Source organism: Polaribacter reichenbachii, assembly GCF_001975665.1.
Classification (GTDB): Bacteria; Bacteroidota; Bacteroidia; order Flavobacteriales; family Flavobacteriaceae; genus Polaribacter; species Polaribacter reichenbachii.
The window spans coordinates 1,790,480-1,804,688 of the sequence record NZ_CP019419.1 but is presented as its reverse complement, the minus strand read 5'-3'; the positions used below and the strand labels follow the sequence as shown (position 1 = coordinate 1,804,688).

Sequence of the window (14,209 nt, the reverse complement as noted above, 5' to 3'; positions counted from 1 at the left end):
TTGTATATTTGGTTAACCAAATTGGTAAACCAGTTATTATGAAATCATTTTACACTTCTATTCTTTTATTATTCATTTCAGTTTTAGGTTATTCGCAAAACGAGGTTACAGTTTCTAACCTTAACGAGTATAATGCTGCTATAAAAAAAGCGGTTGCAGGAACTACAATTGTACTCAAAAATGGAGTTTGGAAAGATGTAAAACTAAATGCTTACGGAAATGGTGAAGAAAACAAACCTATTATAGTAAAGGCAGAAACTGCAGGAGAAGTTATCATTTCTGGTAATTCTACTCTAAATATTTATGGAGAATACGTTATTGTAAGTGGTTTATGGTTTAAGGATGGTGATTCTAATTATAAATCTGTAGTGCAGTTTCGTAAAGATTCTAAAACTTTTGCAAACAACTGTCGTTTTGCAAATTCAACCATTTCTTATTACAAAGTTGCAGACGGAATTAAAGATCATTGGGTAGATATTTGGGGAAAAAACAACAGAGTAGATCATAATAATTTTACTGGAAAAACAAGCCCAGGAACTACAGTTGTGGTTTGGTTAAAAGGTGAAGAGCATATTGAAAATAATCATAAAATAGATAATAATTTCTTCGGATCTAGACCTGAATTAGGCACAAATGGAGGAGAAACTATAAGAATTGGTACAAGTGCAAATTCTATGAAATCTTCTAAAACCATTGTAGAAAGAAATGTTTTTGCCAATTGCGATGGCGAAATAGAAATTATATCTAACAAATCTGGTGATAACATTTTTAGAGATAATTTATTTGTGGGTAGCAAAGGTTGTTTAACCCTACGTCATGGAAATAATGCTTTAGTAGAAAGAAATGTTTTTTTAGGAAATGGAGTTTCTAAAACTGGTGGAATTAGAGTAATTAATGCAGGTCATATCATCAGAAATAATTTAATGGTTGGTTTGTTAGGCGATGGCTATAGAGGTTCTCTTGTGTTAATGAATGGTGTGCCAAATTCGCCATTAAACAGATATCATCAAGTGAATAATGTAGATATTCAAAACAACACAATTATTAATTCTGGGCCTATTGCTTTTGGTGAAGGTAAAGATGATGAAAAATCATTATCGCCTAAAAATGTAAACTTTTCTAATAATATATTCTATCATACATCTGCAACAGAAAACGTATTGTTCGTAGATGAAACTGCAAACATCAACTTTAATAACAATTATATTGATGCAAAAGGTGCACCTGTAAAAGGATTCAAAAGCACAAAAATAGATTGGAAAGAAATTAAAAGTTTCCCTATTCCTACAAAACAAAATCCAGATTTATTGGTTGTTTCGAAAAATGATAAAAGTCCGGAAAGAGATATTACCAAAGCTGTAAGACAAATTTTTAATGCTGGTGCTTTTAATTTAGATGCTACAAAATTACCGAAAGCCTTAGGTTTAAGAGCTGGGCCAGGTTGGAAACCAGATATTGTTGCTCCAATAATTAAACCTGCTGATATTGTAGTAAAACCTGGTACAGAAAATTTAAGAAAAGCCATAGACAAAGCTGCTCCTGGATCTACAATTCGTTTAAATTCTGGAGAGTATGTTGCTGAAAAAACAATAAAAATTGGTAAAGAAATTACGATTATTGGTAATAAAGAAGGCACAACTCTTTTAAAATCTAAAGATGGTTTAGAAAAACCTCTTAGTTATTTCTTTAGAGTTAACGAAGGTGCAAAATTAACCTTAAGTAATGTTACTATTGATGGTGAAGCTTCTAATGTAAAATATGCTATTGTATCACCAGATAAAAAAGAAAAGGGTCTTTATAGTTTATTTGTAGATAATGTGGTATTTAAAAACTTCACAAATAAAGACGGAGGATCTATTTTTAAGGCCTACAATGGCACAAAAGCAGATACTTTAAGCTTTATCAATTCTAAATTCGAAAATAGTTATAGAGGCTTAAACTTGTCTTATGATAAAGATATAATGGGCTTTTATAACGCGAATGTTATCTTATTAAAAAATACAGTATTTAAAGATATTGAGGAAGCTGCTGTAAATTATGTTAGAAGTACTCCTTTAGAAGATCTTCCTGGAGGGAAACTAGTAGTTACAAACTGCGTTTTTAGCAATGTATATAATCAAGAAAAAGGTAAAGTTTTAAAAACTAATGGAATTCAAATTGTAGAAATTACCAACACTGTTTTTGAAAATAGTTATAAATCTGAAACTCCAATTGATTTAAAGGGTAAATTCAATTTTATTTCTAATTCTTTACTCTATAATAATGGTTTTGTTAAGCTAAGTAAAGGAGCTCAAAAAGAGAATATACTTTATAAAAACCCAAAATGGGAAAATGACGAATTATTTATACCGAGTAAAAAATCGTCATTACTAAAAGAGAATAATAAAATTGATAGAATTGGTTTGCTAAAAAATTAAAAAACTAGTTCTTAATCTTTTTTCTTTTAATGTATATATTATAAACCAAGCCAAATAAAATTAGGAAAACTCCTAATAGGGTTAATAAATTATAGATTTCTCCAAACCAAAGTGCTCCAATAATAATTGCAAAAATCACTTCTAAATTTTTAAGCGGGGCTACAACATTAGTTTCATTGGTTTGGAAGGCTTTTGTCATGTATAACTGACCAATATAACCTAAGACTCCTAAGCTTAGTAGTAAAACCCATTCAGAGGGGGTTGGATTTGTCCAATGATTTATAGACATTAAGCCACCAAAAACAAAAGCTGTAGCCATAAAATAATTTATAATTACTAAAGGATGCTCTTTGCTACCAATTTTACGGATTAATACAAAAACTAAACCTTGAAACACAGCTGAAGTTAATACAAATAGTAAACCTATTGTATTTACATCTGCTCCAAATCCTTTTATCATTAAAACACCTATAAAAGCTAATAAAAACAAAAACCATTGAATGGTTTTAATCTTTTCTTTTAACAGGAAAAAAGCGAGAATAGCTGCAAATATTGGTGATGTATATCGTAATGAAACTGAAGTACCAACTGGTAAATAATTTAAAGACTGAAAAAAACAGGTTAAAGAAATAACACCTACAATTGCTCTTGCTAATAATAACTTTTTATTAGTACCCAAAACTGGAATTTTAGATTTTAAAATTAAAGGTAAAGTAAAAACCAAAGTACCTATAGATCTAAAAAAAACAATTTGATATACATTAAATGCTGATAGATATTTTACAACTGCATTCATAACTGCAAATGCAATTACACTAAATACCATAAAGAGAATTGCCTTATTATTTTTCATTTTCAATTTTTTATTAAAGGAAAAAGTCGTTTTGTAAAATTACAAAACGACTTTTAATATAAACAAATCAAATAAAATTAATATCCTGAATTTTGAGTGATTACTCCATTAGTTGCTAATATTTCAGAGATTGGAATTGGAAATAAATAATAATCACTATTTACTGTAGTTCCTAGTTCTGCATTAACAGTTCCTGTTCTTACTAAATCATCCCATCTTTTACCTTCAAAAGCTAATTCTAATCTTCTTTCTGCTAAGATTGCTGTTTTTGCTTCAGCTTGTGTAGATGCTGTAGAGTTATTTAACCCAGCTCTGTTTCTAATTTTGTTTAATTGAGTAACAGCTGCAGCAGTATTTCCATTTTCATTTAATGCTTCTGCATATAATAAAATAACATCAGCTAATCTAATTTCAATCCAATCATGTTCTCCTCCAAGACCTCCCTCTTTTGGGAATTTAATAGCAGTTGTACCAACATCACTTAAAGTAACTGCTCTTCTTAAATCGGTACCTCCTCCATTTGCATCACTTGCATCAAAAGCGGCAACTAAATCTGGATCTACAGGAAAATTTGCTTTAGAATCATCACCAACAAACCAGTTCCAGAAATCAGAACCAAAAGAATATTCATCTACAATAGAACTAGAAACTTGTGTAGAAAATATAATTTCTGAATTTTCAATCTCGTTAGCTGCACCAAAGATTTCACTAAAATTATCTTTTAAAGCAATCCCTGCTCCAGAAGCACCATTTACAACAGCCGCAAGATGAGTCTCTGCACTAGCATAATTACCCATTGCTGCATATACTTTACCTAATAAAGATTGTGCTGCATATTTAGAAGCTCTACCATTATCTATAGTTGCAGATAAACCTGCAATAGCATCTTCTAAATCTGGTATAATAACATTGTTATATACATCTGTAGCCGGTGTTCTAGCTAAAATTGATGTATCTGTTAAACTTGGTGCTGCTGATAAATTAACTGTTACTGCACCAAAAGATTTAACTAACTTATAATAAGATAAAGCTCTTAAAAACTTAGCTTCTGCAATATGAGTTGCGTTAGAAGAGTTTTCTATTACATTATTTGCACTTAAAATAGACTTGTACATTGCAGTATATAAAGGCCCAAAAAATTGATCCTCCATAGTTGTTAAGTTATTCGTAAAAACGTCAAACTCTGTATATGGAGCTTCGAACATTTCTGCATTATCTGATCTAAATTCTCCCATTACTGCTAATGGAGTAACACTACCTAATTGATAATAATATGCTGCATTTAAAACACCTTCAAAATCAGTTAAAGAGTCTGCACTTGCTAAATTAGGTGGAGCTTGTTCTAAATCTGGTGAACATGCTGTTGCCAAAAACAACGACGTTAATAATATATATATTTTTTTCATTTTTCTTTAATTAAAAGTTAACATTTAAACCTATAGTGAAACTTCTTACTACTGGACTAGCACCAACTTGAGCACCATAAACTGTAGGGTCTGTTGTATTTACACCTTCTGGGTTGTATGATGTATAATCGCTACCCATTAAATATAATAAGTTTGTTGCAGCACCATAAAATCTAATAGAGCTAAAACCAATTTTATCTGTAACATCTGATTTAAGTGTATAACCAATAGTTAAGTTTCTTAAAGCTACATAAGAAGCATCTTGAATCATAGCATCTGTTTGGTTTCTATTTCTTTCGTAATACTCTCCATTATGATCTGCAATTCCATCGCTATTTGCATCTAACATAGCATAGTCTAATCTACCACCCCATTGAGAACCATAATAAAGAGGATCTATATTATAAACCTCTGCACCATGAGAACCTTGTAATTGGAAAGACATATCAAAATCTTTATATCTAAAGTTATGAGACATACCCCAGTAAAAATCAGGAGTGTTTTGTCCTATCATTACTAAATCTCCACCATCTTCTACAGTTCTAGTTCTATCAATAACACCATCTCCATTTTGATCTACTACATAAGATTCTCCAGTTTGACTATTTGGGTGTCTAGTACCATCAGCTAAATATGTCATTTCAACATCTCCAATAGTTTCTAATCCCCACATTTCACCAATTCCACCACCAACGTAGTTTCTAAATACTGCCCCTCTACCACTTTGTCCAAAAATTTGTTGTGGTAATTCATCTAAACCACCTAAATAAGTAATTTCTGTATTTACAGTAGATAAGTTTGCACCCATATTCCAAGAGAAATCTTCTGTATTCATTAAGCTACCAGATATTTCAAATTCTAAACCAGAACTTTTAACATCACCAACATTTAAAATAGAAGTTGGGTTACCTAATACCTCTGATTGTGCTTGATTAATTAAGATATCTTCAATATCAGATGTATAATAATCTATACCTAAAGTAAAACGGTTGTTTAAGAATCCAAAATCTACACCAAAGTTAGTTTCTGTATTCGTTTGCCAAGTTAAATCTGGGTTGTTAGAATTTGAAGGAATTAAATATCCTGTACCATAAATAGTAGCAGAAGGATCTAATAAACTTAAAGAATCGTAAGAACCTAAGAAAGATGTTGTACCTAAAGAACCTGTACTAAATCTTACTTTTAACCTACTTAATAATTCGTTTTCTTTTAAGAAAGATTCGTTATGTAAATTCCAACCTAAAGAAATTGCTGGGAAAGTTTCATATCTTTTATTAGCTCCAAATCTTGAATCTCCATCTCTTCTTAAAGAAGCAGAAACTAAAAAACGATCATCATAAGCATAATTAACTCTACCAAAAACACTCTCTCTTACTCTAGTCTCATCTCTTTCTGTAACAATAATATCTGCAGGATCGAATAAGTTATAATTAAGGATAGCTTCATCTGGCACATTAGAACCATCTAATCTTGTACCAATAAATCTAGTATTTTGGAATTCTACACCTGCTACAGCAGAAATATCATGTTTACCAATTTTAGTAGCATAACTTAATGTTGTTTCACTTAATACTGAAGAAACTTTTAAATCTATTTGATCCATAAAAGTTTGAGAATCTCTTGCTCTTGAATCATAACCTAATAATCTGTGTGCATAGGTTTGAGTATCTTTCATATCTCCACCTAAAACAGTTTTAACATTTAAACCTTCAATAATTTGGTATTGTAAATAACCACTTACATTTCCAAAAAATGTTTTTTGCCAGCTATCAACATTATCTAGTTTAGCAGCAGGACCTGCATCACCAGAACCACCAATACCATTATTATTTCTACCATAATGCCAATCTTGTGCAGCCATACCTGGCTCTAATTCATAAATACTACTAGCCTCGTAAGTAGACCCTCTATAACCAACATCAAAAGCTTCTAAACCTAAAGCTTGTGCTTGTTGATCTAATTGTTGAACAAATGCAATAGATTCTTCTGTGTGATAAATAGAGTGCACACCATAAGATCTTAATAAATCTCTCATATCATGTGCTAAAATATCTCTATCAGACACAAAACCATTAAAGCTTAAACCAGCTTTAAATTTATCACCTAAATTAGCATCAACATTAAGACGTGCATTCATTCTCTCAAAACCTTGAGTAATTACTACACCTTCTGCATTTTGATAACCAACAGAAGCAAAATATTTAGTATCTTCTGTACCACCACTTACACTAAAGTCATGATTTTGAGTTGTACCTGTTTGAAACAACCAATCTTCTGGACTTATTGCTCCTGGAGAATCTTCGTAAGCGCTTAATCTATATTCTAAAAATGTAGCATCATTATCTGCGGTTGCGGCCCAATTACCAGCAGCAATTTCTGATCTGGCATAAGAAGCCCATTCTGGCCCAGACATTAAAATGTTATCGCGATATTTACTTGACGCACTAAAATAAGTATTGTAACTAAATTTAGGCGCACCTGTTTTACCTTTCTTAGTTGTTACTAAAACAACCCCATTTGCACCTCTAGAACCATAAATAGCAGCAGAAGCCGCATCTTTTAAAATCTCTAAACTTTCGATATCATTTGGATTAATAGTTTCTAAACCACCTGAAATAGGATAACCATCAACAACGATTAAAGGGTTAGAAGCACCTGAAATAGATGAAGCAGCTCTAATTTGAATTTTTGGAGCAGCACCAGGTGAACCATCTTGATTCTGAATTAATACCCCAGATAATTTACCAGCTAACGCGTCATCTACACGTGCTACTTGCACAGCAGCAACATCTTCTCCACCGATTTTTGCAACGGCTCCAGAAATTTGAGATCTTTTACGTGTACCATAACCTACTACAACGATTTCATCTAACTCACTAGCATCTTCTGCTAAACTTACATTTAATACTTTTTGATCAGTAATTGTAACGTTTTTTTGAGCATATCCTAAATAAGAAAAGGATAAAACGTCTCCGCTTTTTACTTCAATAGAAAAATTTCCATCAAAATCTGTCTCTGTACCTCTTGTAGTACCTTGTATAATAACAGTAACCCCAGGTAAAACCTCGTTATCTGCCTGAGAAGTTACAGTACCTTTTACAGTATAACCATCTTGTGCATAAGAGCAGATGTTTACCAACATTATAAGCAATAATGCTATTTTAAATTTTAATTTCATAATATTATTTTATGTTTAAAAATGTAATTCATTCAAAGTTTTGAATGAACCTTGTTTACAGAGTAATAAAATACTGAAAGAAGTTTAACTAAATTCTGCAATTGATTACTAAGTGTTTTTGAATCTTTTATTTAAGATTAAGTTTTTTTTTCGGGTTCGTTAAACTTACCCTAATTGTTTATTGTTTTTTTGTTTATAGTTAATTAAATATTTTTCATCATACGCAGGAATATTTTTTAAGTTAAATTGGTTTTCCATACTGGTTATCCATTTTGGTTTACCAGTTTGGTTTACCAAATATAAATACATATTTTATAATAAAAAAGCATTTTGTTAATTATTTCATAAAATATTAAGATTCATTGTGGCGACTTAGTAAAATAAGGGCATATTAAAGAGGATTTGGTAATTAGGAGTAAATAAAATGGTAGTAAAAATAGATTTATGCTTAAAATCTAATCAATTATAAAAAGGAAAAGACCATACAGATTTAAAGACAAAGAAATTTCTTAAACCAAAAAATGTTATGTGTAAAATACTAGAAATAAAAAAGCCATTCTGTATTAATACAGAATGGCTATATGATAATAAAAAAATAAAAAACTCTAAATTCCTAAGGCTTGTCCTCCTCCAATTTGAATTGTTTCTGCAGTAATAAATGCTGCATCTTTACTAGCTAAAAAAGATACTACACCTGCTACATCTTCTGGCTGACCTAATCTACCTAACATAATATTGTTAGCCCAAGAAGCAAAAACTTCTGGTTTAGTTGATTTGATCTGTGCATGGAAAGGAGTATCAATAGTACCTGGAGATACTGCATTTACTCTAATACTATATTCAGCTAAATCTTTAGCTAATGCTCTTGTAATTGCATGAACACCTGCTTTAGATGTACCATAGATACCAGCTCCTGGTCCACCTGCATTCCATGCTGCATTAGATGTATAATTTATAATTGATGGGTTATCACTTTTCTTAAGAAAAGGGATTGCTGCTCTTGATGCAAAAAATACAGAATCAAGATTTAAAGCCATAACAAATCTATAAAACTCAGTAGTCATTTCTTCGAATCTAGATCTACCACCTAAACCACCAGCGTTATTTACTAACACATCTATTTGACCGTACTTTTCACCAATTTTAGTGATGTTTTCTGTCACCTCTTCATCTTTAGTAACATCAAAACCATAATACTCTGAAGTAATACCTTCTGCAGTTAATTCTTCTACTCTTTTTGCTCCTGCTTCATCTTCAATACCATTTAAAATAACAGTATAACCGTCTTTTCCTAATCTTTTAGCTACTTCGAAGCCAATACCACCTGTTGCTCCTGTTACTACAGCTACTTTATCTTTTAATGTACTCATTTTTACTTATTTTTATATATTAGTATTTGTTAGTTTTTTATTCTTCTACTGATTTAATTTCTCTTGCGAAATAATAGATAGCTCCTAAACCTAATGGAACAAAAGCTGCAATGGCAACAAAAATTGGTGTATATGAAAACTTGTCTTGAATAATAGGCACTAAAAAGTTCATAAGTATTACAGAGAAAACCCCAACCATACCTGCTAAACCAGCTAATGAACCTACAGATTTACCGCTAAATAAATCACTTGGTAGTGTTTGTACATTTCCAATAGCAAACTGGAAACCAAATAGTACAAAGAATACAATGGCAACAAAACGCTCTGGAGAATCACCAAACATTACTGTGGCAACTAAACCTAAAAACATAATTACACCACCTATTAATATTGTTAATTTTCTACCTCTATCAATAGAGTTTGTTTTTGCAATTATTCTACCAGAAACAAATCCTCCAGCAATACTACCTAATGCTGCACCTACATAAGGCACCCAAGCAAACATACCAACCTCTTTTACGTTAAAACCATAAACATCAGCTAAATAAAGTGGCATCCAACCTACAAATAGCCACCAAATTGGCTCTAAGAAAAATCGTCCAACAACAATAGCCCAAGATTCTTTATGAGATAAAATTGATTTAAGCGTTAATCCTTTAGAATCTTCAGTAGCTTCTTGATCTGCTTTACTTTGACCCTCTATAATGTATTTTTGTTCTTCTGGTGTAATCCACGGGTGTTTTTTTGGCCCTGCTTTGTTAATTAATAACCAAGGAATTATCCAAACGATTCCGAAAGAACCAACTACCATAAAAGTAGTTCTCCATCCATAAGCTACAAAAAGTGTAGCAATAAATGGTGGTGCAATTACAGAACCAATAGAAGCACCTGCATTAAATAAACCTTGCGCTATTGCACGTTCTTTAATAGGAAACCACTCTGCATTACTTTTAACACCTCCTGGCCAGTTACCAGCCTCAGAAAGACCAAGTGTACTTCTAAAAAAGGTAAGACCTACTAAACCACGAACTGTAGAGTGTAAAAAAGAAGATAAACCCCATACACCAATACTTATTACATAACCAATTCTAGTACCAACTTTATCAAATAATTTACCCGAAAATAATTGACCTAGTGCATAAAATACCATAAAGATATTTAAGATTAAACCATAGTCACTTTTTGTAAGGTCTAATGAACCTGATATTGAATTAGGTTGATCATTACTTCCCCACATAATTGCTAGGGCACTTCTATCGATGTAATTAATTACAGTGGCTATAAAAATTAGCCCTATAATAAACCATCTTAATCCTTTAACTTTCATATTATTATTATCTAAAGATTTATATATTATTTGGTTTACCAGTTTGGTTTACCAAATTTAACATTTTTAAATTAAATTCTACTATCTAAAAAAATATTTTTTTTAGATTTATTTTGGTAAAAAATAAATATGCTGTTTTTAAAGGCTAAATAAGCACTATTCTACGTTATAACAATAGTTGTATAGTTCTTTAAAATGATCTTTCATTTTTTGTTTTGCTAATTGTGGATCTTGTGCTTTAATTGCATCAAAAATTGCTTGATGGTCTGTAATACCTCTCTGAGATAACCCAGCATCACATACGTGATGCTTTTGAAAATTGGTAATTATCTCTGGAGTTATAATTAACATAAAAGTATTCATAGTACTATTACCACTTGCTTTAGCAATTGCTAAATGAAATAATAAATCTTCTTGCACTGCATCTTCTCCGTTAATTACTTTATCACTGTAGGCATTTAAAGCATCTTCTAACATTAACAAACCTTCGTCTGTTCTTCTCATTGCAGCTAACCTAACAGTTTTTAACTCCAATAAAATTCTAGTTTCAACTAAAGATTTAAAATCTGGTTCATCTAACCTAAGGATATCCTCAATCATACCATTCATAGCAATAACACCAATATTTGCTACAAACGTTCCACTTTGAGGAATCGATTTTAATAGTCCATAAAATTCTAATTTCTGAATCGCTTCTCTAATGTTACTTCTACTTACTTCAAATTTTTCTGATAACATTCTTTCTGAGGGAAGTTTATCACCAGGCTCTAAATTTTTAAAGTTTATTAAATCTTTAATTTTAGAAATAATATCCTTTTGAATATTAGAGTTTTCCGATTTTGTAAGTATGTCTAACTTCATAGTTAAAAAATTATATTAAAAAATGTACAAAGATAATTAGAATTTTTGATTAGCATTTTTTATTTGATTTGAAAAAATTAAAAACCAGGTGTAATAATGTCTATATTATCATAAAAAACCTCGTTAGAACTATCTACAGCATTAAGCGCTCTAACATAAATTACAACTTTAGTTGTTGAGGGCTTAAATGTAAATGTATTAGTTGTAAACGTATCATTACTAGAAGAAGCTTTAGATGAATTAAAATCATTATCAATTAAAAAGTAAGCATCTGCATTTTTATTTCTTTCGTCTTCTGTGTTAATTGCATCTTCGCTTGTAATTTCGTTATTTAAAATAAAAACTTCAGTATTTACACCTTCTGCTTCTGAACGAGAATCGATAGTAAATGTATATTCTACACCTACTTCTACCTCTACCACTTGATATAATCTACGACTAGCTTCGTTTAATTTAACACCTCTATCTCCTAAACCTGCAAACTTATTTCCATCACTAGAAGATCCTGGTTGCTCGCTATTATCGCCAAAGGCAGATTCTAACCAGCTATCTAAATCTGAGTTATACCATAAAGCTCTATAAGGGCTATCTATAGTTCCTAAAACATCATCTTTTACAGTTGAATTTGGTGTCATATCCCAAGCATCTGCGTTGTCTCCTGTATCTGATGTATGTACGTCTGCAGTTCCATTTAAAACAATTGCTTTAAAGGTTGGCTCTACACCACCTACAGGTACAGCTTTTGTAATACTTCTAGGTACATTGGCACTATTTGTTATGGTTAAGGTAACATTATAGGTGCCTCTTGTTGCAAATGTGTGTACAGGGTTTTGATCTGCAGATGTGTTGCCATCACCAAAATCCCAACTGTAAGATGTAGCTAAAAGAGATGCATCTGTAAATGTAACAGTTAAAGAACTTGTAGTAAAACTAAAATCTGGAATTGCCGCTAAAACTAAACCTTCTACCTTTTTAGTAACAGTTACTTCTTTACCTAAAAATGTTGTTGCTGTTAAAGTTACATCAAAAGTTTCTGCAGTAGCATAGGTATGTACAGGACTAAAATCTGGATCTGTAACTCCATCTGCTGCATCCCAAGAAATTGTTGTACCATCACCAAAATCCCAAACTAAAGAACTTGCTCCAGTACTCATATTATCGAAAGTAACTTGAGAGTCTATAATAGAAAAACTAAAATCAGCATAAATTGGTGCTACTTTAGCAGAATCTTGAGCCACTAAACCATCTGAACTGGTTGTTGTTAGATTAACTTGATACAAACCACCTGTTGTGTATGTATAATCTGGATTAGGTTCTGAAGATGTTCCTCCATCACCAAAATCCCAAGCATAAGAAACAGCATCTGTAGAGTAACTTCTAAATACTAACTCTAAATTAGAGTCTGCACTTGTACTAGAAGTAAACAGTGTTGTTGGCTGAATATCGTTAATGTTACCTGTTGGCGGCACAAACTCCTCATATCCATCATCATAACAAGACACGAAAGCAACAGACATTAAAAGTATTAGCGCAATACTTTTATTTATTTTTTTATTTAATTTATAAAACATAATATAAAATTTTAAAAACTATTTATTGTTTAACAACTATATCAAATAAATCTAATCTAGTTTCTACACCTGTATTGGTTGCAAAAATTATAACAGATTCATTTTCTCCAGCTTCAAAAGTAATTGCATGTTTTTTGAAAACATCTGCAACTCTACCCACATTTGTATCTGTTCTAGATCCTAAAATATTAGCTTCTTGTTTAGCTTCTGTATATGAAGAAGTTTCTGGAGTTAATACTGAAACCGTCATTGTACCATAAGCATCTACATTAAATCCAGTAAAATACGTTAACACGTATGTTGCTCCTGGTGTAACTTCAATTTCTTGATATGCAACTCTACCTCCATCAGATGGAAATTTAGCAGCTTGTGTACCTTCTGGTAATACACCTTCTACTTTGGTATTTATTTGGATTCCAGAGAATGAATCTTGACCAAATGGATTCCAATCTGCTCTTGGGCTTGGCACATTCCAAGATGCTCTACCATCTCCTGTACCATCGAATAAACTATTGTCTTCGAAACCAGGCTCACTAATTTCTGGAACAGGAATTGTTGGTACTGCTTGGTTAACCGTTACTATTTTTTCTGTGTATTCTGATTTACCTAATTCATCTGTTACTGTTAAACCAACAGTATAAACACCAGGTCCAGGAAAAGAAAATATTAATTCTTGATCTTGTAAAGTTGCAGCAGGTAAACTCAAAATTTGTGCTTCTAAAGCTGCAACATTTTCTTTTACCTCATCTGTAACAGCATCTTCTGCTTCTTGTAAAGCTACTTCTAGCTCTGCAATTTGTGCTTCCATTACTGTAACTTTATCAGGATTAGATTCACAAGGTATTTTAAATTCTAACTTTTCAATTTCGCTTTCAATTGCTACTACTGCAGATAATTGAGCATCTATTGATTGTTCTAAAACTGGTAAATCTTTATTGATTAATGTTAAACCCTCTGATGGTGTAACTGACCATAAATATTGTGTACCATTTACAGCTAAATTAGAACCTGCCTGAAAATTAAAATCGTAATTTGCTGATAACTCAACATCGCTACAATCAAATTCAGAAGAAGAAACATCTGCAACACTGTAAAAAGGTGTTGGACTTGTTAAATCTGGTAAATCGCCAACATCTGGCAAAGTATCATCGACACAAGAGGTTAGAGATATAAAGATCCCTAAAACTATACATTTTAAATTGTTTAAATATTTTTTCATAATTATG

Annotated in this window: 9 protein-coding genes; 1 reads left to right on the top strand and 8 read right to left on the bottom strand. The window is 31.5% G+C overall.

Going from position 1 to position 14,209, the window contains the following annotated elements; genetic code table 11:
• Positions 1–38 precede the first annotated feature (38 nt).
• On the top strand, positions 39–2,417 hold the full coding sequence (locus BW723_RS07415; RefSeq protein ID WP_068356958.1) for a polysaccharide lyase 6 family protein: 2,379 nt from the start codon (positions 39–41) through the stop codon (positions 2,415–2,417).
• Positions 2,418–2,421: 4 nt separating this feature from the next.
• Here BW723_RS07415 and BW723_RS07410 read toward each other — a convergent pair whose 3' ends face one another.
• The 8 genes from BW723_RS07410 to BW723_RS07375 all read right to left on the bottom strand — a co-directional run bounded on the left by BW723_RS07410 (position 2,422) and on the right by BW723_RS07375 (position 14,202).
• Positions 2,422–3,270, bottom strand: a complete 849-nt coding sequence (locus tag BW723_RS07410) for a DMT family transporter (protein ID WP_226789236.1) — start codon at positions 3,268–3,270, stop codon at positions 2,422–2,424.
• A 77-nt stretch (positions 3,271–3,347) separates the two neighbouring features.
• Positions 3,348–4,676, bottom strand: coding sequence for a RagB/SusD family nutrient uptake outer membrane protein (locus tag BW723_RS07405; RefSeq protein WP_068356699.1), 1,329 nt, complete (start codon positions 4,674–4,676; stop codon positions 3,348–3,350).
• Between the two features lie 10 nt (positions 4,677–4,686).
• Positions 4,687–7,854: a SusC/RagA family TonB-linked outer membrane protein gene (locus BW723_RS07400; RefSeq protein ID WP_068356702.1), complete on the bottom strand. Its 3,168-nt coding sequence runs from the start codon at positions 7,852–7,854 to the stop codon at positions 4,687–4,689.
• A gap of 605 nt (positions 7,855–8,459) precedes the next feature.
• Positions 8,460–9,224 carry an SDR family NAD(P)-dependent oxidoreductase gene (locus BW723_RS07395; protein ID WP_068356705.1) on the bottom strand — a complete coding sequence of 255 codons (765 nt, stop codon included), beginning with the start codon at positions 9,222–9,224 and terminating at the stop codon, positions 8,460–8,462.
• 37 nt (positions 9,225–9,261) lie between these two features.
• Entirely contained in the window at positions 9,262–10,551 is a 1,290-nt protein-coding gene (locus BW723_RS07390) for an MFS transporter (RefSeq protein ID WP_068356709.1), read from the bottom strand.
• Between the two features lie 156 nt (positions 10,552–10,707).
• Positions 10,708–11,412, bottom strand: a complete 705-nt coding sequence (locus BW723_RS07385; protein ID WP_068356712.1) for a FadR/GntR family transcriptional regulator — start codon at positions 11,410–11,412, stop codon at positions 10,708–10,710.
• Positions 11,413–11,489: 77 nt separating this feature from the next.
• Entirely contained in the window at positions 11,490–12,983 is a 1,494-nt protein-coding gene (locus BW723_RS07380; RefSeq protein WP_068356715.1) for a PKD domain-containing protein, read from the bottom strand.
• A gap of 22 nt (positions 12,984–13,005) precedes the next feature.
• On the bottom strand, positions 13,006–14,202 hold the full coding sequence (locus BW723_RS07375) for a PKD domain-containing protein (protein ID WP_068356719.1): 1,197 nt from the start codon (positions 14,200–14,202) through the stop codon (positions 13,006–13,008).
• Positions 14,203–14,209: the final 7 nt, after the last annotated feature.